The following is a 26,746-nucleotide window of genomic DNA, read 5'->3' as shown; positions in this document are numbered from 1 at the left end:
GCAATTTTCGAACGGGCCGGGGGAACCGCGCGGGGCGCGACCCCGTCCCACAGCGCGACCGTGGAAGAAGGGGGAGCCATGAGCCGCACGAGAACCACCTGCCCGGGGTGCGACCGCGACGACCGGGTGCAGGCCGTGCCCGCCGTGTACCTCGCGGGCCGGGACGCCGTCACCAGCCGGGAACGGAACCGCGACGGCGACATGCGGACCGTGACGCGGACGGTGACCACCGGCCTCTCGGACGCGCTCGCGCCGGTGCCGCGGCCGCCGACGTACGGCATCGTCGTCCTCGGCATCCTCGCCGCCTTCGTCTCGCTCGCCACCTTCATCGGCGGCACCCAGGCCGGCCACTGGTTCGAGGACGAGCCCGCGGGGACGGACGGCGACGGGGTGCCGCGCGTGGGCGGTGTGTACCTGGTCCCGGACGGATCGACCGCGCCGGACTACTCGCAGCCGCTGGGATCGGCCGGGGCCGCGTCCCCGCCCGACTTCGCGTACCTCGGTCTGATCTCGGCGGCGGCGCTGCTCGCCGTCGTCCTCGTGGCCGTCGTGGTCCACCGCCGCCGGACCGCCTTCGTCCGCCTGACGCGCGGACGCCACCGCGCCGAGGAACTCTGGTCGCACGGCTGGTACTGCCACCGCTGCGGCACGGTCCACTTCGAGGGCGTGCCCGGCGAGGACCGGGCCCCGCTCACCCTCCAGCGCTTCCGCGAGAGGGTCTGGGAGCACGGGGGGTACGGAGACCTGGCGGCGGAACAGCGGGCGGTGGACCCGGGCCGTTCCTGACGGGGCCGCCGCACGGGGCGGGGTCCGGGCCGCCGTACGGGGGCGGGGTCCAAGGCCGCCGTACGGAGGCGGGGCCCGGGGACCGGGTTCGTCGTACCCCTCGGAAATCCGCCCCCCACCCCCTACCGTGCCGCTATGCGGATCTCGACCACGATCTTCCTGACCGACGAGACCATCGGCCCCGTACGGCTCGCGCGCGAGCTGGAGCAGCGCGGCTTCGCGGGGCTCTACCTCCCCGAGCACACCCACATCCCCGTCGAACGGACCACCCCCTACCCGGCGGGCGGGGAGCTGCCCCGGGAGTACGCCCGGACGCTCGACCCGCTCGTGGCCCTGGGACAGGCCGCGGCCGTCACCGAACGCCTCGGCCTCGGCACCGGCATCACCCTGATCACCCAGCACGACCCGATCGTGCTCGCCAAGCAGGTCGCCACCCTCGACCACCTCTCCGGGGGCCGGTTCACCCTGGGCGTCGGCTTCGGCTGGAACCGGGAGGAGGCGGCCGACCACGGCGTCGACTGGTCCACCCGCCGCGAGCTCGGCCGCGACCGGCTGGACCTGATGCGGGCCCTGTGGGCGCCCGAACCGACGGCGTACGCGGGGAAGTCCGGCGCCTCCGTGCGCGCCTCGGAGGTCTGGCCCAAGCCGGCCGGTGGCGCCCCGCGCGTCCTCCTGGGCGGCGCGGCGGGCCCGAAGCTCTTCGCGCAGATCGCCGCGCAGACCGACGGCTGGATGCCGATCGGCGGCCGGGGCCTGACGGAGTCCCTCCCCGTCCTCCGCGAGGCCTGGGAGAAGGCCGGCCGGGACCCGGAGACCCTCCAGCTCGTCCCGTACGCGGTCCTCCCCAGCCCCGGCAAGCTCGCCCACTACGAGGAACTGGGCTGCGACGAGGTCGTCCTCCAGCTCCCGCCGGGCGACGAGTCGGAGGTCCTGACCGTCCTGGACGGGTATGCGCGGTACCTCTGAGGAGAAGCGGGGCCCGGGTTCCTGCGGGGACCCGAACCGCGGCCCCACAGGGCGCTCGTATGCTCGGTTCATGACGGATCACCAGGCAGGACGTCCCACCGAGAACGCCATGCGCCGCGCCCTCAGGCGGGCCAGGGACGGGGTCGCGCTCGATGTCGCCGAGGCCGCCGTGCTGCTGCGGGCGCGGGGGGAGGACCTGGCGGACCTGGTGGCGTCCGCGGGGCGGGTGCGGGACGCCGGCCTGGAGGCGGCCGGGCGGCCGGGGGTCGTCACGTACTCGAAGAGCGTGTTCATACCGCTCACCCGGCTCTGCCGGGACAAGTGCCACTACTGCACGTTCGTCACCGTCCCCGGCAGGCTGCGCCGGGACGGGCACGGGATGTTCATGTCGCCTGACGAGGTCCTCGACATCGCCCGCCGTGGCGCCGAGGCCGGCTGCAAGGAAGCCCTGATCACCCTCGGCGACAAGCCCGAGGACCGCTGGCCCGAGGCCCGCGAGTGGCTCGACGCGCACGGCTACGACGACACCATCGCGTACGTGCGGGCCATGGCGATCCGCATCCTGGAGGAGACCGGGCTCCTGCCCCACCTCAACCCCGGCTTGCTGTCCTGGACCGACTTCCAGCGCCTCAAGCCCGTCGCGCCCTCCATGGGCATGATGCTGGAGACGACCGCGACCCGGCTCTGGTCCGAGCCCGGCGGCCCCCACCACGGGTCCCCCGACAAGGAACCGGCCGTGCGGCTCCGGGTGTTGGAGGACGCCGGCCGTTCCTCCGTCCCCTTCACCTCCGGGCTGCTGCTCGGCATCGGGGAGACCCTGGAGGAGCGCGCCGAGTCCCTCTTCGCGCTGCGGCGGGTGGCGCGCGCGTACCACTCCGTCCAGGAGCTGATCATCCAGAACTTCCGCGCCAAGCCGGACACGGCCATGCGCGGGATGCCGGACGCCGAGCTCGACGACCTCGTCGCCACCGTCGCCGTCGCCCGGCTCATCATGGGCCCCTCCGCCTGCCTCCAGGCCCCGCCGAACCTCGTCGACTCCGAGTACGAGCGGCTGATCGCCGCCGGCATCGACGACTGGGGCGGCGTCTCCCCGCTCACCATCGACCACGTCAACCCCGAGCGCCCCTGGCCGCGGATCGAGGAGCTGGCCGCCCGGTCGCGGGCCGCCGGCTTCGAGCTGCGCGAACGGCTCTGTGTGTACCCGGAGTTCGTCCGGCGCGGCGAGCCCTGGCTCGACCCCCGGCTCCTCCCGCACGTCCGCGCCCTCGCCGACCCCGAGACCGGCCTCGCGAACCCCGACGCGCCCGTGCGCGGCCTGCCCTGGCAGGAGCCCGACGAGGCCTTCACCGCCACCGGCCGCACGGACCTGCACACCACCATCGACACCGAGGGCCGCACGTCCGACCGGCGCGAGGACTTCGACGACGTGTACGGGGACTGGGACGCGCTCCGCGAGGCCGCCGCGCCCGGAATGGTCCCCGAGCGCGTCGACGCCGACGTCCGCGAGGCGCTCTCCGTCGCCGCCGACGACCCGACGAGGCTCACCGACGCGCAGGCGCTGGCCCTGCTGCACGCCGACGGCCCGGCCCTCGACGCCCTGACCCGCGTCGCGGACGACGTCCGCGCCTCGGCGGTCGGCGACGACGTCACGTACATCGTCACCCGCAACATCAACTTCACCAACGTCTGCTACACCGGCTGCCGTTTCTGCGCCTTCGCCCAGCGGCGCACCGACGCCGACGCGTACACGCTCTCCCTCGACCAGGTCGCGGACCGCGCCCAGCAGGCCTGGGACGTCGGCGCCGTCGAGGTCTGCATGCAGGGCGGCATCCACCCCGACCTGCCCGGCACGGCCTACTTCGACATCGCGCGCGCGGTGAAGGAGCGGGTCCCCGGGATGCACGTGCACGCCTTCTCGCCGATGGAGGTCGTCAACGGCGCGACCCGCACGGGCCTGTCGATACGGGAGTGGCTGACGGCCGCGAAGGAGGCGGGCCTCGACTCCATCCCCGGCACGGCGGCGGAGATCCTGGACGACGAGGTCCGCTGGGTGCTGACGAAGGGCAAGCTGCCGACGGCGACGTGGATCGAGGTCGTCAGGACGGCCCACGAGCTGGGCATCCGCTCCTCGTCCACCATGATGTACGGGCACGTGGACCAGCCCCGGCACTGGCTCGGCCACTTCCGCACGCTCTCCCGCATCCAGCAGGAGACCGGAGGCTTCACCGAGTTCGTGACCCTCCCCTTCATCCACACCAACGCACCCGTCTACCTCGCCGGCATCGCCCGCCCCGGCCCGACCGTTCGCGACAACCGCGCCGTGACGGCCATGGCCCGCCTGCTGCTGCACCCCTGGATCCCCAACATCCAGACCAGCTGGGTGAAGCTGGGCACGGAGGGCGCGGCGGAGATGCTCCGCTCGGGCGCGAACGACCTGGGCGGCACGCTGATGGAGGAGACCATCTCCCGCATGGCGGGTTCGAGCTACGGCTCGTACCGCTCCATCCGCGACCTGGAGGCGATCGCGGAGGCGGCGGGGCGGCCGTCCCGGCCTCGGACGACGCTGTACGGGGAGGTGCCGGAGGAACGCCGCGGTACGGCCCGGGCCTCGGACGGCCACCTCCCGACCCTCCTCCCGATCCTGCCCCAGCAGTAACGGGGCCCGGCGGGGGCGGTGCCCCTTCCACACCCGCCCGTGTGGGCGCCGCGCCCGCCGGGGCGGTGCCCCTCCCGTACCCGCCGTGTGGGCAGTCGTCCCGCTGGGGCGAGGGGGTCCCCCTGCTTGAGCGAAGCCGAGAGCTTGGGGGAGGGTGGGCACACGGGACGGCGCCCTTGATCGGCGCCTCCGCGTTCCGCGCCTGGACCCGCACCACTTTGTGCGGCGCACATCCGGTGCGGGTCAGGGCGCGGGAGCCTGGGCCCGGCAAGGGGCGCCGTCCGTTGTGCCCACCCGTTCCGCCCCGGCGGAACGATTGCCCACAACGGGGTGGGCGCCGCCCCGGCGGAACGACTGCCCACAACGGGGTGGGCGCCGGCCCGGCGGAACGATTGCCCACAACGGGTGGGGCCGGGGCCACAACGGTCAAACGTGGCCTGGAGGGCGTCCGGTTACATAAGGATCTGCGCCCCGAACGGACGCACCCGGTCGATTACAGTGCTCCGCAGACCGCCGACGGGGGGAGAGCACGTCGTGGCCACGACCGCCGCAGCCGTGTGGGGCCGCACCGAGCAGCAGGACTTCCGGGCCCGGGTACGGGGCTGTCTGCTCGGCGGGGCCCTCGGCGACGCCCTGGGCGCGCCCGCCGACGCCCGTACGCTCGCGGAGCTGCGGGAGGCCCATGGAGCCGACGGACTCACGGACCCGGTCCCCGCGTTCGGCCGCCGAGGAGCCGTGACCGCCGCGACCCAGATGGCCCTCTTCACCGTGGACGGCCTCATCAGGGCCCAGGTCCGCCGGGACACGGGCGCCTGGCACCCGCCCACCGACGTGCACCGGGCCCATCTGCGCTGGGCGGCCACCCAGCGCGACTGGGGCCCGGACGAGCGCCGCAAGGACAACGGCTGGCTGGCCCGCGAGGAGTGGCTCTACGCCCGCCGCAATCCGCCCCGCCCCTGCCTCACCGGCCTCGGCGACGAGGTCCTCGGCACGCTCGACCGGCCGAAGAACCCGGACGCGCGGGACTCCGGGGCCCTGCCCCGCTCCGCCCCCTTCGGGCTGCTCGTCGGCTGGGAGCCGCAGCTCGTCTGCCAGCTGACGGTGGAGTGCGCGGCGCAGACGCACGGCGCCCCGGAGGCGGGCCTCGCGGCGGGCGCCTTCGCGGTCGTCGTCCACGGCCTCGCGCGCGGAGGCCCGGTGGAGGCGGCGGTGGCCCGTGCCCTGGAGCAGCTCGCGGTGCGTCCCGGCCACGAGCCGGTGACCGAGGCCCTGAGGGCCGCGCTGGCCGCCGTACGGGAGGGGGCACCGGACGCGGACCGGGTGACGGCCCTCGGGGCCGGTGAGGACCGGGCCGAGGGGCAGCTGGCGGCGGCGGTCTACTGCGCCCTGGTCGGCGAGGACGTACGGCACGGGCTGCGGCTCGCGGTGAACCACGACGGGCCCTCGTCGGTGACGGGCGCGCTCACGGGCGCGCTGCTGGGGGCCCTGCACGGCGAGACGGCCCTCCCGCCGGCCTGGCTGGCCGAGCTGGAGGGCCGCGCGACGGTCCTGGAGCTCGCGGACGACTTCGCGATGGAGATGACGCAGGGAGCCGCCCTGCACAGCGCGACGGAGTCCTCCCCGGGCTGGCTGGCCCGTTATCCGAGGGGCTGATCCGTGCGGGCGCACGAGTCGAGTGGTCAGCTTGTGTAGCCCGTCGCGCCTGCGGTCGGCGATGCGGGCGTGGATCTTCGCGACCTTCCGCCGGGCCTTGGCCCGGTTGGCGCCATCGCCTGGAGCCTTGCGAGACAGGGCCCGTTGTGCCCTGGCCAGGGCAGCCCGGTCGCGGCGCTCGTGCCTCGGGTCGGCGATCTTCTCCCCGGTCGAGAGAGCCAGCAGGTAGTGGAGGCCGACGTCGACCCCGACTGCCGTGTCCTCGGCGGGGAGTGGCTTTACGGACGGGTCCTCGCACATCATGGAGATGGACCAGCGACCTGCCGCGTCCTGCGAGACCGTCACCGTGGACGGCTCCGCGCCCTCTGGCAGGGGGCGCGACCACACGATGTCCAGCGGCTCAGTCATCTTCGCCAGAGTCGGCTTTCCGCCCGCGCAGCCGAAAGCCGCACTTGTGGAGGCGCTGGGATCAGGTGGCTCAGCGCATCAGCTCCCCGGCGTTGACCAGCAGCGACTGCCCCGTGACGGCCCGCGCCCGGTCCGAGGCGAGGAAGGCCGCCGCCTCCGCCACGTCCCCGTCCGTCGCGAGCTCCGGCAGCGCCATCCGCCCGGTGAGGCGGGCCAGCACCTCGGCCTCCGGCACCCCCTCGGTGTGCGCGGCGAACTGGACGTACGCCTGGACCGGCGGTCCCCACATCCAGCCCGGCAGCACGGTGTTGACCCGGATCCGGTACGGCCCCAGCTCGTGCGCGAGCGAGTACATGGCCGAGGTCAGCGCCCCCTTCGAGGCCGCGTACGCCGCCTGCCGCACCTGCGAGGGCGCCGCCACCGCCGACTGCGTCCCGATCAGGACGACCGAGCCGCCGTGCTCCTTGAGCGCCGGCAGGCAGGCCCGGGTCATCCGCAGCGTGCCGAGCAGGTTGACGTCGAGCACCCCCTGCCAGGTCCCGAAGTCCGCGTCCTCCAGGCCGCCGAAGTAGGAGTCCCAGGCGGCGACGTGGACGACCGCGTCGATCCCGCCGAAGCGCTCCACGGCGAGCGCGGCGAGGGCCTCGCACTGCTCCTCGTCGGTGATGTCCGTGACCCGGTACGCGGTGCGGCGGCCCTCCGGGTCGATCTCCGCCGCGGACTTGGCGAGGTTGGCCTCGGTGCGGGCGCCGAGCACCGCGTTGCCCCCGTCCCGCACCACCGTCTCCGCGATCCGGTGCCCGAGCCCCGCACCGACCCCCGACACGACGACCGTCTTCCCCTGGAGCAGCATCCGGACCCTCCTCGACCCTGGCCAAGTATCTGACGGTCCGTCAGAGTAGGTGCCCGTCACCGACAAGGGAAGACACGGGAAGGGGTACGAGAGTGAGCGAGGAGACCCGCAGCGAGACGTACGCGGAACTGGCGGCCGTCGGGCCGTACGGCGTGCGCCCCGGCCACGCGCTGATCACCATGGTCGAGCCGCATCCGGGCCACGAGTACGCCTACAACCGCTGGTACGAGGACGACCACTACTACGCGGGCGCCATGGCCATGCCCTGGATGTACGCCGGCCGGCGCTGGGTCGCCACCCGTGAGCTCCAGGAGCTGCGGCGCCCGGAGAAGTCCGCGGTCGCCCAGCCGGTCACCGCCGGCTGCTACCTCTCCACGTACTGGATCACCGAGGGCCGCTACGACGACCACATGAAGTGGACCGTCGGCATCAACAAGCGGCTCAACCGCGACGCCCGCGTCCACCAGGAGCGCACCCACGTCTTCACCTCGTTCCAGGACCACGAGGCGACCGTCTACCGCGACGGGGCGGCCGGCCCGCGCGACTTCCACGCCCTCGACCACCCCTACGCCGGGCTGATCCTCCAGGTGATCGACGCCGAGGGCCCGGAGGCGCGGGACGCCCTCGTGGAACGGCTGCGCTCGCGCGACCTGCCCCGGCGGCTGGCCGGCTCGCCCGCGGCGATGGTGACGCTCTTCCGGCCGACCCCGCTGCCCGGCGACCGCATGACGTACGTGAAGCAGGTCGAGGGCGTCGACACCCGGCTGACGCTGCTGTGGTTCCTGGAACGGGACCCGAGGGAGTGCTGGACGGAGCACTTCGCGGACCTGGAGGCCCTGGCCTCCGGAACGGACCGGGTGGAACTGGTGGCCCCGTTCGTCCCGACGGTCCCGGGCACGGACCGCTACGTGGACGAGCTGCGCTGACGTCTCCGGGGCCCCGGATGCCTCGGGGGTCCAAGGCCTCGGGGGCCTCGGGGGCCTCGGGGGCCTCCGGGCAAAGGCCGAGCCCTCTCGGCCAGGACGGCGGACCGGTCGAGAGGGCTCTTCGCGTACTGCTGGGGGCGGCGTGCGCGCACCGGGGCTCAGAGCGCCCCGTTGCTCACCTCGCCGACGAAGGCGTTCCACGATCCCGGGCCGAAAGAGAGGGACGGGCCCTCGGGCGCCTTGGAGTCCCGCACCGCGATCGCGGCCATGACGGGGGACTTCACTTCGACGCAGGCCCCGTTCCCGCCCGAGTACGAGGACTTCGTCCAGGTGTCCGTACCGCCCTGAATAATCGCCATGCTGCTCACTCCGGTTCTGCCGAGTAGGGTGTCGCGCCAACGTTCTTGATGGCGTGATCGACGCTACTCGCCGGTCCCGTCCGACGGGACCGGCGTTCACACGTCCGAGTGGCATATTCCAACTGGGCTTCCGTGCAAGCGATCACGGGGTGTACGGTGCCTGCCCCACCCGCCGGCGGTCATCCCTGGGCATGCTTCTTCGCCATCTTCGAGATGAACTCCCGCGTCTGCTCCACGTTCAGCGCCTGCGCCCTGAGGTGCTCGTACATGACGGAGTACTTGCCGACGTCCTGCGCCTTCTCCAGGTACAGGTCGCTCGTCACGCCCTCGATGTAGACGACGCTGGAGTCCGAGGTGTCCGGGAACTCCAGGATCGAGTACTGCCCGCTGATCCCCGGATGCGCGCCCATCTCGAACGGGATCACCTGCACGGTGACGTGCGGCAGGTGCGACTGCTCGATCAGGTGCTCCAGCTGCTCGACCATCAGCTGCCGGCTGCCCACGATCCGGTGCAGGGCACCCTCGTCGATCACCGCCCACAGGCGCAGCGGACGCTCCTCGTCCCGGATCCGGTCCTGGCGGCGGGTCCGGACCGTGACCCGCTTCTCGATCTCCGCCGGCGTCGACTCCGGCATCGCGCCGGAGATCACGGCCTCCGCGTACGCGGGGGTCTGGAGCAGGCCCGGGATGATCTGCGACTCGTACATCCGCAGGCTCTCCGCGTCCGTCTCCAGACCGATGTAGACGCTGTACGGGATGTCGCCGAAGGCGTGCCACCAGCCCTGCTGGCGCGAGTCCTTGGCCATCTGCATGAGGGAGTCGACCATGCGCTCGTCCTCGACCTCGTACACACCGCACAGATCCCGGACGTCGCGCTGGCTGATGGAGCGACGGCCGTTCTCCAGCCGGCTGATCTTGGACTGGGAGACGAGGAGACGCTCGGCGACCTGCTCGGCCGTCATGTTCTTCGCCTCGCGGAGCTTGCGCAGCTCCTGGCCCAATCGGCGTCGCCTGACGGTGGGGTTGACGTTGGACGCCACGGAAACTGCACCTCCGGCTGTCTGCTGCGTAGCTGTGAGTACCTACCGCTTGGCAGACTGCCACCAATGGCCGGGTGCGCGCTGGGAAAACAGGACAACGCACATGTGCGGGACGGCCGTCCAGACCGCCCCGCACACCTGTGCGGCTCCCGGAATGGTTCCAGGTGGTTCGTGGTGCCCGTGCATGGTGCTGGTGCTGTTCGTCGCGCGGTCGTGTCAGTGCGCGGCCGCGCGGGCCATGCTGCCGCGAGGCTGCGCCGGGACGCCCGCGGCGCTCCGGCGCGGCTGTGCCGCCGCACCGTTCTGGACGTCCATCACGGCGTGCGCCACGAGTCCGCCCATGGGGTCGTGCCGGATCAGGTCGCGCAGCCGGGACCGCGACGACCGTCCTTCGTTGCCGGGGTACAGGTGCTTGCCGAGACCGACCGCGTGGGCCAGCGCGGCGAGCGCCGCGGTCCGCGGGTCCGGCGGTACGCCGGTGCGGATCGCACTGTCCAGCCGGGCACGGATCTCCCGACTGATCGCCGTGTCCGTCGCCTGGTAGCGAGTCGTCGGCAACACCCCGCACATCTGGCCCTCCACGGCATGCACCATGCCGCATCGCTCCAGATGCGAGAGATACGTCTGGCGGAGCCCCAGCCGGGGCCCGCCGATCCAGTGGACGGCCCGAACCGGGCTGCCGCGCCTGCGCAGCAGTTCCAGTGCGGAGTCCAGTGTCGGATCTCCGGTCGGCCGTGGCATCACCACGGCGATACGATCCCCGTCAGGGGCTATCCGGCCTGCCAGAGCCAGCTCCACTAGCTGTGCTCCGGCCAGACCGAGGTCGAGCGACTGCGGCTGCGCTGTGGTACCCGTGGTCGGGTCCAGAGCGAGCAGCAGAAGCTCTTCCGGAATAGTTCTGCGGCTCCTGCCCATCCATGCCTCCCCGCGTGGATGAATGACAGGGTGACCCCTCTCACATTCATCTGTCGAGAGTGCCTGGGTGGTTCATCCGGGAACCGGCAGGTATGTCGTTCTCGTCTAGCACGGGAGCCAAGGGGTTCACACAGGACACTGTTAGACGGTTCGGACGTACGTATGACGCATGGAGGAGGCACGGTGGCGGGCGAGTCCCCCGACAAGGCGGAGCAGCAGGGGTCGTCGCAGGAGACGGCGGCCTCGGGCGGCGGCGGCCGGGATCCTCGGCTTTCCGTGCTCCGCGGGTCAGAGTCCTCACCGTCCTCGGCGGTCCAGGTCGACCAGCCGACGGCCGTGTTCAAGAACCTGACGCCGCGCACGTCCGAGGACGACGAGCCGAAGACGGACTCGGACCCGGAGTCGAAGACGGACTCGGAGTCGGACCCGGAGCCGGAGTCCGGTGCCGGGGCCGAGTCCGGCGCGGAGGGCGACCGCCTGAAGGCGGCCGTGGCGGCGTGGGTCGCGACGGAGGAGGAGCCGGCGGCTTCGGAGACTTCGGCGGCTTCGAAGGCTTCGAAGGCTTCGGAGGCGAAGGCGTCGGCCGAGGAGGCCGAGGAGCCCGAGCCGGAGGACGAGACCGAGGCCGACGACTCCGGGGCCGAGGACGAGCCGCGGGACGACGCGGCGGACGACGAGCCCGAGGACGGGCCCGCGGGGGCGGACGGCGAGTCCGGCGACGAGACGGACGGGGAGCCCGTCGAGGACGTCGAGGACAAGGCGCCCTCCGCTTCCTGGTTCGCCGCGCGGAAGCCGGACGCCGACAAGAAGCCGGCGGAGCCCTCGGAGGCGACCGGCTCCACCGACTCCACCGACTCCTCGGACGGGAGCGGCTCTTCCGACTCTTCCGATTCATCGGACACGAGCGGTTCTTCCGACTCTTCCGGCTCCTCCGGGGACGAGGAGCCCGTCGACCAGCCGACGACCATGTTCAAGATGGTCCGTCCGCCCGTCGTGGACCAGCCGACGACCGCCCTGAAGCTTCCGTCCGGTCCGACCGCGGACTCCGACAGCGAGCGCACCAGCGTCTTCCGTGCACTGCGTCCCGACATCCCGGCCGAGCAGAAGGCCCAGAAGGCGGCGCAGGCCGAGAAGGCGGCGCAGGAGGCCCCCGAGGCCTCCGCCGCCCCGGCAGCGGCGCCCAAGGCCCCTGAGGCCCCCAAGGCCCCCGCGTCCAAGGCCTCCGCGCCCGCACCGTCGCCGGCGTCGCTGGCCGAGCCCGAGCGGACCCGGCAGCAGCCGCTGCCCCCGCTGCCCCCGCTCGACCTGCTCGCGGAGCTGACGAACACGCCGCCCCCGCCGCCGAGCCCGCTGCGGACGACCCTGCGCCGGGTGCGGATCTGGACCCCGCTGGTCCTGCTCCTCCTGATCGTCTTTGCGATCGTGCAGATGGTCCGCCCGCTGCCCGCGCCCGCGCTGACGCTTTCGGCCGAGCCGACGTTCACCTTCGGCGGCGGCAAGCTGCAGATGCCGTGGCCCGACGAGGGGCAGGGCGCCGTCGAGGTCGAGGGCGTCGGTTCCATGGGCCTGTACGGCGCGCAGAAGCCGGCTCCGATCGCGTCCGTGACCAAGACGATGACGGCGTACGTGATCCTCCGCGACCACCCGATCAAGGGGAAGCAGCAGGGCCCCGAGATCACGGTCGACAAGAAGGCCGCCGACCAGGCGAAGCACACGTCGGAGTCGACGGCGCCGGTCAAGGAGGGCCAGACCTACACGGAGAAGGAGCTCCTGGAGCTCCTGATGATCCCCTCCGCGAACAACGTGGCCCGGCTGCTCGCGCGCTGGGACGCCGGTTCGGAGGCCGCGTTCGTCGAGAAGATGAACGCCGCCGCGAAGGACCTGGGCATGACCCAGTCCACGTACACGGACCCGTCCGGCCTGCTCGACAGCACGATGTCGACGCCGCGGGACCAGCTGAAGCTGGCGAAGGCGGTCATGCAGTACGACGTGTTCCGCGAGATCGTGAACATGCCGAACGTGACGGTCGACGGCATCCCCGGCCGGATCGAGAACAACAACAACATCCTGCTCCACGACGGCGTGAGCGGCATCAAGACCGGCTCCTCCACCCCGGCCGGCGGCAATCTGCTCTGGGCGGCGAACACCGTCGTGGACGGCCAGAACCGCCGCATCCTCGGCATCGTCATGGGGGCGCAGAACGCCAAGATGCTCATCGACAAGCTCCAGCTGGCCATCGACAACAGCCTCAAGCTGATCCAGCAGGCCCAGAAGGACGTCACCTCGGCGGCCGTGGTCAAGAAGGGCCAGGTCCTCGGCTACGTGGACGACGGCCTCGGCGGCCGGACCCCGGTCGTGGCCACCAAGGAGCTCAAGGCGGTCGGCTGGCCGGGCCTGGAAGTGAAGCTGGAGCTCACGGATGGCGGAAAGGCCCTCCCGCACTCCGGCAAGGCGGGCGACATCGTCGGCCAGGTGTCCATCGGCACCGGCACCGGCAAGGTCAGCTCCCCGGTCGCCCTGAAGGCCGACCTGGTGGAGCCCGGCTTCGACAAGAAGCTGACCCGTCTGGGCTGAGGCCACCCGCTCGGCCGGGCGTCCCGGATCCTCCGGGACGCCCGGCTGTTAGCGTCTCCGGGGGGACGGGACGCACGCGTGACCCACGCGAGAAGCGAGCAGCCAGACGGGCAGCAGCACGGGAAAGGGCCGTAGTGACCACCGCCGAGCCGACACGCGCCGACCGCGCGGACTCCGACCCCGACGTCTACCGTGATGCCCATGAAGCTCGTGACACCGACGGCGGCCCGTCCACGGATATCGGACCCTCTTCGCCCCCGCGAATAGTGCTTCCGACGCAGCGGCCCGCCCCGGCCCCGGCACCCGCCCCGGCAAGGGCTCCGTCCGCCACCGCTCCCGCCCGTCCGCCGCGGCGCAAGCGCCGCTACACGGTCATGGCGGCCACCGGGCTCGCCGCCCTCACCCACGTCCTGTGGTTCTTCCTCTTCGCGAACAGCGGCGGGGACCTGGCCGCGCAGGACGCCTGGGCCGAGTTCGTCGGACGGCACCCGGACTCCGCGTACAACCTGGCCTGGTACGGCGGGATGCACCCCGTCTCGTACAGCGTGGTCTCGCCCTACCTGATGTCGGTGCTCGGCGTCCGCAGCACGATGATGGTCGCGGGGACGCTGTCGGCCGGCCTGACCGCGCTGATCCTGGTGCGGGTGCGGGCGGTCCGCAACCCGATGGTCTGCTCGATCGCGGCCGTCTTCGCCTTCCTCTGCAACGCGCTCTCGGGCCGGGTGACCTTCGGCCTCGGCATGACGTTCGCGCTCGGCGCGGTCGCCGCCGTCTTCTGCTGGCCGTACCGCTGGCGCTACAGACGCTGGGCGAAGGCGGCGGTCGCCGCCCCGCTGGCCGGTCTGGCGACGGCGTGCAGCCCGGTCGCGGGCCTGTTCCTCGGCATCGCGGCGGCGGCGCTGTTCCTGAACAAACGGCGGCCGGGCGCGTACGCCCTGGGTCTCGCCCCGGTCGCGGTGGTCGCCCTCTCCTCCTGGCTCTTCCCCTTCTCCGGCACGCAGCCGATGGCCTTCGGCTCGACGGCGCTGCCGCTCCTCTTCGGCGCCCTGACGTTCGCGCTCGTCCCGAAGGCCTGGCGGACGGTCCGCACGGCGGCGGCGGTCTACACGATCGGCACCCTGCTGACCTGGCTGATCGACTCCCAGATCGGCTCGAACATCTCCCGGCTGCCGATGCTCTTCGCGGGCGTCGTGCTGCTCGCGGCCCTGCCGTACACGGCCCCGCGCTCACGCCGCTGGTACGCGCTGCTGCTCGCCGTCGCGGGACTGAACTTCTGGATCGGCTTCAAGGGCGTCGACGACGTCATCCGCACCGCCCCGGACGCGTCCTGGGCGCGCGAGCTCGCGCCGCTCGTCAACCAGCTCCAGGTCCGGGACGCGGGCAAGGCGCGGGTCGAGGTCGTGCCGGCGTCCAGCCACCGCGAGTCCTCCGCGCTCAGCCCGTACATCAACCTGGCGCGCGGCTGGAACCGCCAGGCGGACATGGAGCGCAACCCCCTCTTCTACGACGACACGCTGAACGCCGCGAACTACCGGGACTGGCTCCACCGCTGGGCCGTCCACTACGTCGTCCTGCCCACCGGGGCCCCCGACTCGGGCGCCGAGCAGGAGGCGGAGCTGGTCGGCGAGGGCCTGCCGTACCTGAAGCAGGTCTGGTCGGACGAGAACTGGCGGCTGTACGAGGTGCAGAACCCGACCCCTCTCGCCGACCCGCCGGCCGAGGTGCAGAGCGCCGAGGAGAACGAGGTCGTGATCCGGGTCGACAGCCCGGGCCGGGTCCTGATCCGCGTCCCGTACTCGCCCTGGCTCGCCCTCATGGACGAGAACGGCGGCAAGATCGAACCGCCGAAGGAGACGGAGGCCTCGAAGCTGGCCCGCGAGGCGTCGGAGACCGAGCTCCCCAAGGTGTTCGCCAACGAGGAGGGCTGCCTCTTCAAGGCCGAGGCGGACCCGGAGGGCGACGAATGGACGGAACTCGTCGCCCCGAAGGCGGGCGTCTACCGCCTGGGAGCCCCCTACAAACTCTCGCGCGGCACGGCCTGCCCGGAAGAGCTCCGCTGACCCTCGGCATCATCGCTCTGTGAATCCGCTCGACTACTTAACGCTAGGATTCACGGACGCCGCCGCGGCCGCGCGGCGGACCGAGACAGGGGCGTGCGCATGGCCATCATCGTCACCTTCGACCTGCCCGGCGCCGGACGGGACCTCTACGACACGGTCATCGAAAGGGTGACCGGGGGGCGGGGCTTCACCCGGTTCGCGGACGTGGGGAACCCGGGCCTCGTCTCCCACGCGGCGGGACCGGTCGAGGGAGGGTTCCGCGTGACCGAGGTCTGGGAGAGCGAGGAGGCCCTCGAGAACCACGCGAAGACCTTCGGCCCGATCCTGGCCGACCTCGGCCACGCCGACCTGCGACCCACGATCATCCCGGCGCACAACGTCGTCGTCCGCTAGGGCGATCCGCTCCCGCGAGCGCCCTCATGAGGAAGGGGCGGGTACTGACACCAGTACCCGCCCCTTCTCCTTGTGCCCCCGGCAGGATTCGAACCTGCGACACCCGCTTTAGGAGAGCGGTGCTCTATCCCCTGAGCTACGAAGGCCGGGCTTGGCGGTCGGCCGGTGAGGGCCTGGTCGCCGCCGCCAGTGTAGCGGGTGGTGTGCTCGGCGTACGGGGAGATGCCGCGCCGTCGGGATCTTGTGCCGGTGTGCCGGGCGCCGGGGCGGGGCCTCGTCGTCTCTTCGTCATGTTCCGACGGGCGCGCAGGGCCGGTGGTGGAGGTGGTGGAGGGCGTAGGCGGCGGAGACCAGGGTCATGTGGTGGTGCCAGCCGGGGTACGAGCGGCCCTCGAAGTCGAGGAGGCCCAGGTCGTCCTCCAGGCGGCGGGTGGTCTGGCGGGTGCGGGCGGGCAGGCGGGTGAGGGCGAGGAGGTTCTCCGTGCGGGCGTGGGTCATGTTGGTGAGCCACAGCTGCGACGGGGGCCGGCTCTCCTCGGGGCGGGCCGTGAAGAGGCGGTAGGCGCGGTGCGGGCGGCCCGTCGAGGGGCGGTCGACGGGGTGGACGAGGGCCGTCGCGACCGCGGCGCGGTGCTCGCGGCCTGCGGGGTGGGCCGCCTCCTCGGTGCGGAGCCGGCCCGGGCCCTGGTCCAGCACCCCGCGGGCCGTGCGCACCGGGCCGTACTCCTCGCCGCGGGGGTGGGGCAGGTGGCCGGGGGGCCGGACGGTCCTGACCCGCAGTCCGTCCGGGACGGCTAACACGAAGTCCCTGTCCCGGGCCGCGAGCCCCCGCGCGAGCGCGCCCGCCCTGGGGGTCGCGCCCAGGTGGGCGACGACCGGCACGGAGGCGGCGCGGCTCGCCCCGGCCAGGGCGTCGACGAGTTCGAGGGCGTGCTGCTCGGGCGGCCGGAAGCCCACGTCGCAGGGGATCCGGGCGCGCCGTCGGCGGTGCGGCTCCTTGCCCCAGGCGCCGGGCAGCTGGAGGCGCCAGTCGACGGGGACCGCCTCGCTCGCCGTGGCGAGGAAAGCGCCCACTCCCACCTGGCAGGTGACGGTCCGTCCGGCGGCGGCGACGAAGCGGCGGTGCACCCCGCAGGAGTGCTCCCCGCGCTTCGGCAGCACCGCCAGGTCGACGACCCAGGCCTGCGGGACGAGTCGCCGCTCGGTCCAGCGGACCAGCTCCTCGCGCACCGGGGTCCAGTCCCAGGGGCTGACGTTGACGAACTGGTGCAGGGCCTGGGCCGCCGTCGGCGAGGCGGAGACGCTGGCGGCCAGCCGGCGGACCGACTTCTTGCCGGGGGTGGTCAGCAGGGCCCGCAGGTATCTCCGCGCCCAGGCGCGCTGGTCGGCCCGCGCCAGCGGTTCGAAGACCCGCTCGGTGAAGCGGGAGACGGCGTCGTCGGGCGGGAGGGTGGCCATAGTCAAAGAATAGCGAACGTTCTCTTTCTATGTGTGTGGTGCCCCGGGGTGGGGCCGCAGGTGGAGGGCGAGGAGAAAACGCGCTGCATCTTGACCAACTCGGCGTTGTCGGCCCCCGGGGAGCGCGCCGAGGATGCTCTTTCCAGGAGCTCATTCGGAGTCAGCATGGTGAAACAGGAGAGGGCCGTACGCACCCGCGCGGGACTCGTTCGGTCGGCCGCGGCGGAGTTCGACCGCGACGGATACGCCGGTACGTCGCTGTCCCGGATCAGCAAGGCCGCGGGCGTGTCCATCGGGGCGGTCACCTTCCATTTCGCCTCCAAGGCCGATCTGGCCGAGGCCGTACGGGAGGAAGGACACGCCGTCACGCAGGCCGCGCTGAAGCGGGTCACCGAGGAGCGGACCTCGGCCCTGCGCGCGGTGGTCGACCTCACCGTCGAGCTCGCGCGGCTGATGGAGCGTGAGGTCCTGGTGCGGGCGAGCGTCCGGCTGGCCCGGGAGCTCGCGGAGGGCGCCTCCTGGTCGGGCATCTGGCTGCCGACGGTCCGCGACCTGCTCGACGAGGCCCACCGCGCGGGCCAGCTCCGCGACGGCGCCCCGCCGGAGGACGTGACGACCCTGGTGGAGTACCTGGCCGGCGGGGCGGAGACCTCGCTGCGCGGCCGCCCGGGCGCGGAGGGCGGACCGGAGGGCCCCGTCGACCAGCTGAACCGCGTCTGGCGGGTGGCCCTCGCGGGCGTCTCGGCCACGGGCGACACCGGCGAGGCGCACACCACTCCAAAACCCCGGCAGGCGGGGGAGACGGGCAGGGCGGGGTAGCGGGAGTGCCGGGGGCGGGGCAGCGGGAGTACCGGGGGAGCGGGGTGGCGGGGCAGGCGGAGGCGCCGGGGGGATCCGAGTGATCGGGGTGCCGGGCAGGCCCGAGTGGGGCGGGGTGCCCGGGAGGCCGGGAGGTCAGGGGTGCCCCGGCGGCCCGAGTGGGGCGGGGTGTCCGGGAGGTCAGGGGTGCCCCGGCGGTCCGAGTGGAGCCGGGTGCCGGTAGGTCCGAGCGGAGTCGGGTGCCCCGGAAGCCCGCGTGGGCCTGCCCTCCCCGGGGGACGAAACCGCCCGTCCCCCGGAGGGGCCGGTCGTCGTCCCGGTCGACGCAGCCGCGGCAGTGGGCGTCGCGGCCGGCGCCGAGGGGGTGTCAGGCGGGGAGGCCGCCCTTGCCCGGGTGGATGCGGAGCAGCTCGCGGGTCTCGGGGGTCGCGATGGCCGGCAGCGTGAAGCGCCACAGCAGGGAGACGCGCTGCGGGAGGTCCTTCCGCTCGCTCGCGATGTTCGAGTAGAGCTGGGTCCCGGTGTAGGCGCCCACGAGGGTCGTGGCGAAGTCGGCCTCGTCGACGTCCGGCAGGAGCTCGCCCAGCTCGCGCGCCACGCGCAGGTGCTTCAGGAAGTGGTCCACCCACTCCTGGTAGGCCGTGTCGCTCCGGACGCCGAACTCGCCCTGCTCGACCGCGAGTCGCACGCTCGCGCGGAACAGTACGTTCCGCTGGAGCTCGCGGGCCAGGTAGAAGGTGAGGTCGATCAGCGCCTGGAGGCCCGTGGAGCCCTTGGGGGGCTCCACGAAGTCCTGCTGGCTCGCCATTACGGCCATGGCGAGACCGCGCTTCGACTTGAAGTGGAAGTACATGCCGCCCTGGGTCACCCCGGCCCGGCTCATGATCTTGCTGATGCTGGCTCCGCTGAAGCCGCACTCGTCGAACACCTCGGCGGCCGCGTGGAGGATGGTGTCCCGCGTCTTCACCGCCCGTTCCTGCTTCGGCTCATCCATGGAAGACCGGGTTCCCCTCGACAAAAAAAACGAACGCCCTTATTTTACAGACAAGCCCGTGCGATCGGTAGATCCACTCGGGCACCACATGCGCGCCACGGGGAGAGGCATGCTTATCAAGGAACGCTCTGAGGTTTTAGCTACTCCGCTCACCACCACGGTCCCCCGCGAGTACGTCCACCGGGCGGCCCTGTCCGAGGTCTTCCTGACAGGCTGGCACAGGAACGGCCCCGACTCCTTCACCGTCACCGCCCAGTGGCCGCGTAGCCACTGCTTCTACGGCTCCGAGCACGGGCTGTACGACCCCCTGATGCTGTGCGAGACGGTCCGGCAGACCTTTCCGCTGCTCGCCCACGCCGCGTACGACATGCCCTTCGGCTACCAGCTCAGCTGGCGTGACCTGCGGTACGAGATCGACCCCGCGGGCCTGCACGTCAAGGGCGCGCCGGCCGAGGTCGAGCTGCGCGTCTCCTGTTCCGACATCCGCTACCTCCGGTCCGTGCCCGCCTCGATCCGGATGCACATCGAACTCGTGCGCGACGGGGTGCCGTTCGCCGTGGTCGAGACCGAGTTCGGCTGTCACTCTCCCGAGGTCTACCGCCGGCTGCGGGCGGGCCGCGGCGACGCGGTCGGGATGTTCCTCGGCGCGCCCCTGCCGACGTCGCCCGTCCCGCCGGGCCTGGTCGGCCGCGGCCGGGACCAGGACGTGGTGCTCTCCCCCTCCGGGGAGCTCGGTCGCTGGCGGCTGCGGGTGGACACCACGCACCCGGTCCTCTTCGACCACCCCGTCGACCACGTGCCGGGCATGGTCCTGCTGGAGTCCGTACGGCAGGCGGCCCACGCCCTGAACCCGTCCCGGGGGTCGTTGCTGCCGCTCTTCATGGACGTGCGCTTCAACCGGTACGTGGAGTTCGACTCGCCCTGCCGGATCGAGGCCGAGGCGCTTCCCGGGGAGTCCGCCCCCGGTCGCCACCGACTGCGCGTGAACGCCCTCCAGGGGGAGGCCTCCGCCTTCTCCGCCGTCGCCGAGACGGCGGTCGTCTCCGCCTTCTAGTACGCCCGAAGCCGGCCCGCCGCGTCCCCCACCGCGGCGGGCCGGACCCGTGCCGGAGGGGTCAACCTCACATGTCCTTCCGGAAGTTGCCAAGGTCGTCGCGCATCCTCCGGCCCCAAAAGAAAACCGAACGTTTTCTATGTAATGCTCCCGGGCATGACGGACACGACCCTTGCCCCCGCCACCGAGACGGACGAGCAGCGCACGGCCCGCTTCGTGCGGGACGCCGTCGGCTACCGTCCGCAGCTGTACGCCCAGGCCATGAGGCTCACCGGGAACCCCGCGGACGCGGAGGACCTGGTGCAGGAGACGTACGCCCGGGCGTACCGCGGCTTCCACCAGTTCCGGCCCGGCACCAACCTGCGGGCCTGGCTGCACCGGATCCTCACCAACGTCCACCTGACCGCCTGCCGGAAGCGGCGGGTGGAGCAGACCTACGCGGTCAGCTCGGACATCGAGGACCGGCAGCTCGCCCGCGCGGCCTCGCACACGGCCGAGGGGCTGCCCTCGGTGGAGGCCCAGATCATGGCCCGGGTGCCGGACCCGCTCATCAGCGAGGCGCTGCGGGCGATCCCCTGCGACTTCCGGACCGTCGTCTACCTCGCCGACGTCGAGGGGCTGCCGTACGAGGAGATCGCCTCGCTCGTCGGCGTCCCCTGCGGCACCGTCAACTCCCGTCTGCACCGCGGCCGCAGGCGGCTGCGGACGCTCCTGGACGGACAGTTCGGCTACCGGGCGGACGCCGGTTCCGCCGCCGGGTCCTGAACTCCACCCCTCACCCCACGACACCCGAGCCCGGACGGGCCGAGATGCGAGCTGATACCCCATGACCACACACGCGCCCGCCGACGTACGGACGGAGGAGGCCGAGCCGCAACGGTTGCCGTTGTTCGCCCTGCTCGCCCTCGCCACGGCGGTCTTCATCACCAGCCTCACCGAGACCCTGCCGGCCGGTCTGCTGCCCGCGATGAGCGGCGACCTCGGCGTCAGCGAGTCCGCGGCCGGACAGACGGTCACCGTCTACGCGATCGGCACCGCGCTGACCGCGATCCCGCTGACCGCGGCCACCGCCGCCTGGCGGCGCAAGCGGCTGCTGCTCACCGCGATGGCCGGCTTCGCGGTCGCCAACACGGTGACCGCGGTCTCCACCTCGTACCTGCTGACCATGGGCGCCCGGTTCGTCGCCGGTGTGGCCGCGGGCCTCGCCTGGGCCCTGCTCGCCGGCTACGCCCGCCGGATGGCGCCGACGCACCTCCAGGGCAAGGCGATCGCGATCGCCATGGCGGGCATCCCGGTCGCCCTCTCGCTCGGCGTCCCGGCCGGCACCTTCCTCGGCAAGGCCGTGAGCTGGCAGGTGGCCTTCCTGGTCATGACCGGCCTCACCGTGGTCCTGCTCGGCTGGATCGCCGCGGCCGTGCCGGACTATCCGGGGCAGAGGCAGGAGGGCAAGGGGGCCTCGATGCTGAGCGCGCTGAAGGTGCCCGGCGTGACGCCCGTCCTCTTCGTGACGCTCGTCCTCGTCCTCGCCCACACCATCCTCTACGCCTTCATCGCGGTCTTCCTCGACCAGCTCGGCATGGGCGGCTCGACCGACCTGGTGCTGCTCGTCTTCGGCGGCGCGTCCCTGCTGAGCATCTGGGTGGTGGGCGCCCAGATCAACCGCCGGCTGCGGGCGCTGACGGTCGCGAGCGTGCTGCTCATGGCGCTGGCGGCCGCCGCGCTCGCCCTCCTCTCGGGCGACACCGTCGTCGTCTACGCGGCGGTGACGCTGTGGGGCCTCGGCTGGGGCGGCGTGCCGACCCTGCTGCAGACGGCGGCGGGCGACGCGGGCGGCGAGGAGGCCGCCGACGCGGCACAGGCCATGCTCGTGACCCTGTGGAACGTGGCCATGGCCGGCGGCGGCCTGGTCGGCGGCCTGCTGCTCGACCGGTTCGGCTCCGAGTCCTTCCCGTGGAGCGTCCTGATCCTGATCGTGCCGGTCCTGGCCGTGGTGGTCGGGGCGCGCGCACACGGCTTCCCCGCCAGGAGGGCGGGCGCGGACGCGTAGCGGAGGGCCGGCCGCGCCGGGGTGGACGACCGCGTCGGCGCGGTACGGCCCCGGCGCGGCCGTCCGGCCGTTCGCGCGCGGTCGGCGGCGGGGTGCGGGCGCGGTCTGTGCCGGGGTCCGGACGTGGCGCCGGGGTCCGGGCGTGGTGCCCGGGCGCGGGCGCGGTGCCGTCCCGCCGGCCGGCCGAGAACCGACCGGCCCCGTCGGACTTGGCTAAGTCGGACAGGGCCGGTCTCCCCTCTCGCGAAAAAAAGAGGGTGTTCGTTATTCTTCTGGTGTCGCCTGACGGGGAGGGAACGCAGCATGGCGGAACACCGCATGGCCGGAGCAGCGGATCCGGGCCACGACACACGGGTCTTCCACTTCGCGGACTCGGTCTTCGCCCACCTGCCCAGGGCGGACCAGCGCCGCTGGGCCCAGCTCTACCTGCAGGGGCTGCTGACCACACCGGGCCGGAAGTCCATCCGGCGGCTCGCCGCCGCGGTCTCCGCCGCCCCGGCCACCGCCTCCCAGTCGCTGCACCAGTTCATCAGCGCCAGCCCCTGGGACTGGGTGCCCGCCCGGCAGGAGCTGATCCGGCTGGCGGGCGACCACTTCCCCTTACGGGCGCTGACGATCGGCACCGTCGTCCTGCCCAAGCGGGGCGAGCACACCTGCGGGGTGCACCGCCGCTTCGTCCCCGCCGCCGGGCGGACCATCAGCTGCCAGGTCGGACTCGGGGCCTTCGTCACCACCGGCGACGAGGACCTGCCGGTGGAGTGGCGGCTGCTGCTGCCCGAGCAGTGGAACGAGGACGCCAGGCTGCGCGAGCGCGCCCGGGTGCCCGACGCGGCCCGGCACCGGCCCGTGTGGGAGCACGTCCTCGACCTGGTGGACTCCGTCTCGGACGCCCTGCCCCGCCGGCTGCCCGCCCACGTGCCGGTGGTGGCCGACCTGAGCGAACACCTCGACGTCGGACGGCTCCTCGCGGGCCTCGACCGGCGCGGCCACGACTTCGTGGTGGCGGTGCCCGCCGCCCTGCCGGTGCTCCCCGCCGACTCGCGCGTCTCGCGGGCCGTCCCCGGCGCCGCCGACGCGCCGCTCGGCCCGGTCGGCGCCCGGCAGTTCCTCCAGCACCACCACGTCCTGCCGCCGCGCGCGGTCACCCTGGCCGCGCCGGGCGGCCGGGGCCGGCAGCTGCGGGTGGTCTCCGAGCTGGTGCGGCTGCCCGGCTCCTGCCGGACGTACCGGCTCTTCACCGAGTGGCGCCCCGCCGACTCCCGCGCCCCCCGGGTCTGGATCACCAGCCTGACCGGGCGGCGGGTGGAGCAGCTGACGACCCTCGCCCAGGCGCAGGCCGGGACCTGCCAGACGGTGTCCACGCTCGAACGGGACTACGGGCTCCTCGACTTCGAGGGCCGCTCCTTCCCCGGCTGGCACCACCACATGACCCTGGTTTCCGCCGCTCACGTCTATGACCGGCTCCTCCACGCGGGGGCGCTCGACGAAAGGCTGCCGCAGAGCGCCTGACATTCTCGGGACCGGTATTTCTCAGCCAGACCAAGGGAGTTGACATCCAAATGGTGAATGCGCTCGTGGTGGAGGATTCGGAAACGATCGATTCCACCATTCAGAACCTGCGGCGCCAGGGATATCAGGCGAGGGGAGTGGGGACAGGATCGGACGCGCTGAAACACCTACCACGCGCCGACATCGTGCTGCTCGATCTCGAACTTCCGGACATGGACGGCCTGGAGGTGTGCCGGGCGATAAGAGCCGCCGGTGACACGCCGGTCATAGCCTTCAGCCGCCGTGACACGGAATTGGACCGGGTGCTCGCGCTCCAGGCCGGTGCGGACGACTGCGTGGTGAAGACCTGCGGTTCCCGTGAGGTCATCGCGCGCATCGGTGCGGTGCTCCGCCGGGCGAACGCGCAGACCGCCGACGCCCCGCAGTCGATCTCGCTGCGGCCGCTGCACATCGACGGGCGGTCCCGGGAGGTGCGTCTCGGCGGCCGGCTGGTGGACATGACGTCGAAGGAGTTCGAACTCCTGTACGCGCTGGCGTCCACCCCCGAGCGGGTCGTGTCCCGGAAGGAGCTGATGGCGAAGGTATGGGAGGCCGACCGCGCGGGGTCCAGCCGCACCATCGACACCCACGTCAGCAGCCTCCGGGCCAAGCTCGGCTCCAGCAAGTGGATCGTCACGGTGCACGGGGTCGGCTACAAGATCGGCACGGCCCAGAGGCACCGCGACCGGGTCTGAACGGGGTACGGCCCCGGCGCCGCCGACGAGGGCGCGGACGGTCCCGACGACCGGCCGCGCCCTTTCCGTGCGCCGGAACCCGCGCCGGATCAGGCCGCCACCGCGGTCGTGCGGCGCTCCAGACGGGCGAGCAGCGGGTGGTCGCCGGCCGGGTCCGTGTCGGCCCCCGCCGCGCGCAGGGCCCACCAGGCACTGGCGAGGTTCGAGGTGAGCAGCACCCGGTCGCTGTCACGGCCCAGCTCCTCCAGGGCGGCGAGCGTGCCCATGCCGGTGCCGGTGAAGAGGAGCGCGGTGTCGTCGGAGAGCCGGGCGTCGCGGACCCGCTCCAGTATGGCCGCGGTCGTCACCTCGTACGGGTTGAAGTGGTCCTCCCGGGCCGGGACGAGGAGCGCCTCGTCCACCGTCAGCCCGGCCGCCCGCCAGAACCCGGCGGAGGTGTCCGTCAGCCACGGCTCGTACGGGGAGACCAGGGTCAGCCGCTCCACGCCGAGCCACTCGCAGGCGGTCAGGATGGCCTGGGTCGAGGACCGCACCGGATAGCCGGCCCGGTCGCTGAGCTCCTCGCAGAAGGCCCGGTCGCCCTCGGGCGCGAGCAGGTAGTGCGAGGCGCTGCACGCGACGACGGCGGCGTCCAGGCCCATGGTGCCGAAGCCCGCCAGGGTGTCGGGCAGCGCCTCGTTCCACGCCTCCAGCATCTCCAGGAGCCCCTTGCCGGGCGTCACCGGGAAACGGCTCGTGTACACGTTCATGCGCTCGCCGACCAGCCGGTTGAACTCCGGCTCCGCCGTGGGGTTCTCCGGCGGGACGACGACGCCGAGCCGCGGGGTCGCGAGAAGGTCCATCATGAAATTCCCGTCTCCTGGGGTGATTTCCTGGATTTCCTGTTGCCTGCCCCGATGGAATCCCCAGGGAATGGGGAATCTTCCCGTCCGCTCCAGATGCCTCGTCAATTGACGCTTTTCGCACCCCCCTTCATGCCGTGCTTGCACTCCTTGACAGGCTTCACATCCCCTGACAAAAGTCGAGGAAGCCTGACACGGATCTCCTTGACCCTCCTTCCGCCGGCGGCCGATTCTTGATGTCAGCACCAGCCGCATTCCAACGGCCTCGACCAAGGAGCAAAGGCAATGGCGGTATCGCAGAACGGTGGCAGTGTCCCGGAGGTGCTGCCCCACATATCCGACGCGACCCTGCGGGACTCGGCCCACATGGCCGGCGTCGAATTCGGTCCCCGTGACGCCTCGGTCATCGCGGACCTGCTGGTGAAGACCGGCGTGTCCCTCGTCGAGGTCGGAATGGTCTCCGGACCCTCCTCGAAGGACGCCGACCTGGTCCTCGCCACGCACGAGACCGTGGGCCCCGAGCGCAGCCTCACCCTGGTCGTGGTCCGTGACCGGCGGCAGGTGGAGGAGGCGCTCGACGAGGCGCTGCGCCTGGGCGTGCGGAACGTGATGTTCTCCATCCCCACCTCGGAGGAGCACGCCGCGCTCAAGCTCGCCTCGTCGAGCAGCAAGTACCTGATCAACGTGGCGCGCGCCGCGATCGAGGGGGCCAAGGAGCGCGGCTTCCACGTCACCTTCAGCGGTGAGGACGGCGCGCGCACCCCCAAGGAGCGGCTGGTCCCGTACGTGACCGCAGGCTTCGAGGCCGGGGCCGACCGGTTCCGGCTCGCGGAGACCGTCGCGTACCTCTCGCCGTGGCAGATGGAGGAGAAGATCGCGGACCTGACCGCGATCGACGGCTCCGAGATCGAGATCCACTCGCACAACATGCTGGGCATGGCGGTGGCCAACTCGCTGGCCGCGGTCCGGGCCGGCGCCCGGTGGATCTCGACCACCGTCGGCGGCATCGGCGAGCGCGGCGGCAACGCGCCGCTGGCCGAGCTGCTGACCTCGCTGCGGATCATCCATGGCGACACCCGCTTCGACCTGACCCACCTCACCGAGCTGTCCGAGGTGGCGCTCAAGGGCGCCGGGCTCGGCGAGGCCTTCCAGTCCGGCCCCACCACCCCGCACGCCTTCGCGTACGAGCTGCCCGGCCAGCTCACCCACCCCGAGGCGTACGAGACGCTGCCCGCCGAACTCGTCGGCAACAGCCGCGAGCTGCGCGTGCGCACCCGTCTCACCACGGCCCTCGTCAAGTGGGCACTGGCCGAGGAGGCCGCCGGCCTCGACGTCGCCGCCTTCACCACGTGGCTGACCGAGCGTCAGGAGACCTCCGGCGCCGGGCTGCTGGACCGGGACGGCATCCGCAAGGCCGCCGTCGACTTCCAGTCCCTCTGAACCTCGATCCCCCACACCCACACCCACACCGCACCACCGAAACGGAGACATCCATGTCCACCCCGCTCATCAGCGCCGTCTGCCCCGAGTGCGAGACCGACCTCTCCACCCCGCCGATGGTCCAGGGCGAGACCCTCGTCTGCCCCGAGTGCATGCTCACGCTGCGCGTCGAGGACGTCGAGGACGACGGCACCCTCTCCCTCGCCATGATCGAAGTGACGCTGCGCGACTGGGGCCAGTGAGCCGCACCCCCGGATAGG

23 protein-coding genes, 1 tRNA gene and 1 pseudogene are annotated in these 26,746 nt (G+C 72.5%); 16 read left to right on the top strand and 9 right to left on the bottom strand.

Annotation, left to right across the window (positions count from 1 at the left end):
• Positions 1-78 precede the first annotated feature (78 nt).
• The 4 genes from ACFYUZ_RS33385 (at position 79) to ACFYUZ_RS33370 (ending at position 6,061) form a co-directional block, all read left to right on the top strand.
• Positions 79-786, top strand: a complete 708-nt coding sequence (locus ACFYUZ_RS33385; protein ID WP_389315606.1) for a hypothetical protein — start codon at positions 79-81, stop codon at positions 784-786.
• A 135-nt stretch (positions 787-921) separates the two neighbouring features.
• Entirely contained in the window at positions 922-1,752 is an 831-nt protein-coding gene (locus tag ACFYUZ_RS33380; protein WP_389315604.1) for an LLM class F420-dependent oxidoreductase, read from the top strand.
• Positions 1,753-1,822: 70 nt separating this feature from the next.
• The gene (locus ACFYUZ_RS33375) at positions 1,823-4,408 is read left to right on the top strand and encodes a bifunctional FO biosynthesis protein CofGH (RefSeq protein WP_389315602.1); all 2,586 of its coding nucleotides are present in this window, start codon (positions 1,823-1,825) and stop codon (positions 4,406-4,408) included.
• 534 nt (positions 4,409-4,942) lie between these two features.
• Complete coding sequence (locus tag ACFYUZ_RS33370) at positions 4,943-6,061, top strand: ADP-ribosylglycohydrolase family protein (protein WP_389315600.1); 1,119 nt, start codon at positions 4,943-4,945, stop codon at positions 6,059-6,061.
• Positions 6,062-6,070: 9 nt separating this feature from the next.
• Here ACFYUZ_RS33370 and ACFYUZ_RS33365 read toward each other — a convergent pair.
• Positions 6,071-6,490, bottom strand: a pseudogene (locus ACFYUZ_RS33365) (RNA-guided endonuclease InsQ/TnpB family protein); the annotation flags it as partial.
• A gap of 49 nt (positions 6,491-6,539) precedes the next feature.
• Positions 6,540-7,322: an SDR family oxidoreductase gene (locus ACFYUZ_RS33360; RefSeq protein WP_389315598.1), complete on the bottom strand. Its 783-nt coding sequence runs from the start codon at positions 7,320-7,322 to the stop codon at positions 6,540-6,542.
• 92 nt (positions 7,323-7,414) lie between these two features.
• Here ACFYUZ_RS33360 and ACFYUZ_RS33355 point away from each other — a divergent pair, with 92 nt between their 5' ends.
• Entirely contained in the window at positions 7,415-8,248 is an 834-nt protein-coding gene (locus ACFYUZ_RS33355) for a hypothetical protein (RefSeq protein ID WP_389315596.1), read from the top strand.
• 158 nt (positions 8,249-8,406) lie between these two features.
• Here ACFYUZ_RS33355 and ACFYUZ_RS33350 read toward each other — a convergent pair whose 3' ends face one another.
• From ACFYUZ_RS33350 to ACFYUZ_RS33340, 3 genes are all read right to left on the bottom strand, one after another.
• Positions 8,407-8,607 carry a DUF397 domain-containing protein gene (locus ACFYUZ_RS33350; RefSeq protein ID WP_093875591.1) on the bottom strand — a complete coding sequence of 67 codons (201 nt, stop codon included), beginning with the start codon at positions 8,605-8,607 and terminating at the stop codon, positions 8,407-8,409.
• Positions 8,608-8,786: 179 nt separating this feature from the next.
• A complete protein-coding gene (locus ACFYUZ_RS33345; RefSeq protein ID WP_093875592.1) occupies positions 8,787-9,647 on the bottom strand; it encodes a helix-turn-helix transcriptional regulator in 861 nt (286 codons plus the stop codon).
• A 216-nt stretch (positions 9,648-9,863) separates the two neighbouring features.
• Complete coding sequence (locus tag ACFYUZ_RS33340; protein ID WP_116160457.1) at positions 9,864-10,562, bottom strand: GPP34 family phosphoprotein; 699 nt, start codon at positions 10,560-10,562, stop codon at positions 9,864-9,866.
• Between the two features lie 183 nt (positions 10,563-10,745).
• Here ACFYUZ_RS33340 and ACFYUZ_RS33335 point away from each other — a divergent pair, with 183 nt between their 5' ends.
• The 3 genes from ACFYUZ_RS33335 to ACFYUZ_RS33325 all read left to right on the top strand — a co-directional run bounded on the left by ACFYUZ_RS33335 (position 10,746) and on the right by ACFYUZ_RS33325 (position 15,589).
• Positions 10,746-13,136: a D-alanyl-D-alanine carboxypeptidase family protein gene (locus ACFYUZ_RS33335; RefSeq protein ID WP_389315594.1), complete on the top strand. Its 2,391-nt coding sequence runs from the start codon at positions 10,746-10,748 to the stop codon at positions 13,134-13,136.
• Positions 13,137-13,270: 134 nt separating this feature from the next.
• Positions 13,271-15,196, top strand: coding sequence for an MFS transporter (locus tag ACFYUZ_RS33330; RefSeq protein ID WP_389315592.1), 1,926 nt, complete (start codon positions 13,271-13,273; stop codon positions 15,194-15,196).
• 99 nt (positions 15,197-15,295) lie between these two features.
• Positions 15,296-15,589, top strand: coding sequence for a hypothetical protein (locus tag ACFYUZ_RS33325; protein ID WP_389315590.1), 294 nt, complete (start codon positions 15,296-15,298; stop codon positions 15,587-15,589).
• A 73-nt stretch (positions 15,590-15,662) separates the two neighbouring features.
• On the opposite strand, the gene ACFYUZ_RS33320 is transcribed toward ACFYUZ_RS33325, so the two are convergent.
• A tRNA-Arg gene (locus tag ACFYUZ_RS33320) sits at positions 15,663-15,735 on the bottom strand.
• Between the two features lie 142 nt (positions 15,736-15,877).
• On the bottom strand, positions 15,878-17,047 hold the full coding sequence (locus ACFYUZ_RS33315; RefSeq protein ID WP_389315588.1) for an IS701 family transposase: 1,170 nt from the start codon (positions 17,045-17,047) through the stop codon (positions 15,878-15,880).
• A gap of 165 nt (positions 17,048-17,212) precedes the next feature.
• On the opposite strand from ACFYUZ_RS33315, the gene ACFYUZ_RS33310 reads away from it, so the two are divergent.
• Positions 17,213-17,866, top strand: a complete 654-nt coding sequence (locus ACFYUZ_RS33310; RefSeq protein WP_389315586.1) for a TetR family transcriptional regulator — start codon at positions 17,213-17,215, stop codon at positions 17,864-17,866.
• A gap of 367 nt (positions 17,867-18,233) precedes the next feature.
• On the opposite strand, the gene ACFYUZ_RS33305 is transcribed toward ACFYUZ_RS33310, so the two are convergent.
• Complete coding sequence (locus ACFYUZ_RS33305; protein ID WP_389315584.1) at positions 18,234-18,860, bottom strand: ScbR family autoregulator-binding transcription factor; 627 nt, start codon at positions 18,858-18,860, stop codon at positions 18,234-18,236.
• A 109-nt stretch (positions 18,861-18,969) separates the two neighbouring features.
• Here ACFYUZ_RS33305 and ACFYUZ_RS33300 point away from each other — a divergent pair, with 109 nt between their 5' ends.
• The 5 genes from ACFYUZ_RS33300 (at position 18,970) to ACFYUZ_RS33280 (ending at position 24,204) form a co-directional block, all read left to right on the top strand.
• A complete protein-coding gene (locus ACFYUZ_RS33300) occupies positions 18,970-19,914 on the top strand; it encodes a ScbA/BarX family gamma-butyrolactone biosynthesis protein (protein WP_389315583.1) in 945 nt (314 codons plus the stop codon).
• Between the two features lie 156 nt (positions 19,915-20,070).
• Positions 20,071-20,679 (top strand): sigma-70 family RNA polymerase sigma factor, encoded by a 609-nt coding sequence (locus ACFYUZ_RS33295; RefSeq protein WP_389315582.1) that lies wholly within the window; start codon positions 20,071-20,073, stop codon positions 20,677-20,679.
• 61 nt (positions 20,680-20,740) lie between these two features.
• On the top strand, positions 20,741-21,961 hold the full coding sequence (locus ACFYUZ_RS33290; protein ID WP_389315581.1) for an MFS transporter: 1,221 nt from the start codon (positions 20,741-20,743) through the stop codon (positions 21,959-21,961).
• A gap of 303 nt (positions 21,962-22,264) precedes the next feature.
• On the top strand, positions 22,265-23,470 hold the full coding sequence (locus tag ACFYUZ_RS33285; RefSeq protein WP_389315580.1) for an IS701 family transposase: 1,206 nt from the start codon (positions 22,265-22,267) through the stop codon (positions 23,468-23,470).
• Positions 23,471-23,520: 50 nt separating this feature from the next.
• The gene (locus ACFYUZ_RS33280; RefSeq protein ID WP_389315579.1) at positions 23,521-24,204 is read left to right on the top strand and encodes a response regulator transcription factor; all 684 of its coding nucleotides are present in this window, start codon (positions 23,521-23,523) and stop codon (positions 24,202-24,204) included.
• 89 nt (positions 24,205-24,293) lie between these two features.
• On the opposite strand, the gene ACFYUZ_RS33275 is transcribed toward ACFYUZ_RS33280, so the two are convergent.
• Positions 24,294-25,046, bottom strand: a complete 753-nt coding sequence (locus ACFYUZ_RS33275; protein ID WP_389315772.1) for an arylmalonate decarboxylase — start codon at positions 25,044-25,046, stop codon at positions 24,294-24,296.
• A gap of 285 nt (positions 25,047-25,331) precedes the next feature.
• Between ACFYUZ_RS33275 and ACFYUZ_RS33270 the strand changes: the two genes are divergently transcribed.
• Together ACFYUZ_RS33270 and ACFYUZ_RS33265 are read left to right on the top strand one after the other, a co-directional pair.
• Positions 25,332-26,486 carry an isopropylmalate synthase gene (locus tag ACFYUZ_RS33270; RefSeq protein ID WP_389315578.1) on the top strand — a complete coding sequence of 385 codons (1,155 nt, stop codon included), beginning with the start codon at positions 25,332-25,334 and terminating at the stop codon, positions 26,484-26,486.
• Positions 26,487-26,539: 53 nt separating this feature from the next.
• The gene (locus ACFYUZ_RS33265) at positions 26,540-26,728 is read left to right on the top strand and encodes a lysine biosynthesis protein LysW (protein WP_389315577.1); all 189 of its coding nucleotides are present in this window, start codon (positions 26,540-26,542) and stop codon (positions 26,726-26,728) included.
• Positions 26,729-26,746 lie beyond the last annotated feature (18 nt).

This window comes from Streptomyces sp. NPDC004266, from assembly GCF_042874095.1.
Classification (GTDB): domain Bacteria; phylum Actinomycetota; class Actinomycetes; order Streptomycetales; family Streptomycetaceae; genus Streptomyces.
Note: the sequence above shows the minus strand (reverse complement) of the source record. Positions and strands in the feature narration are given on the sequence as shown.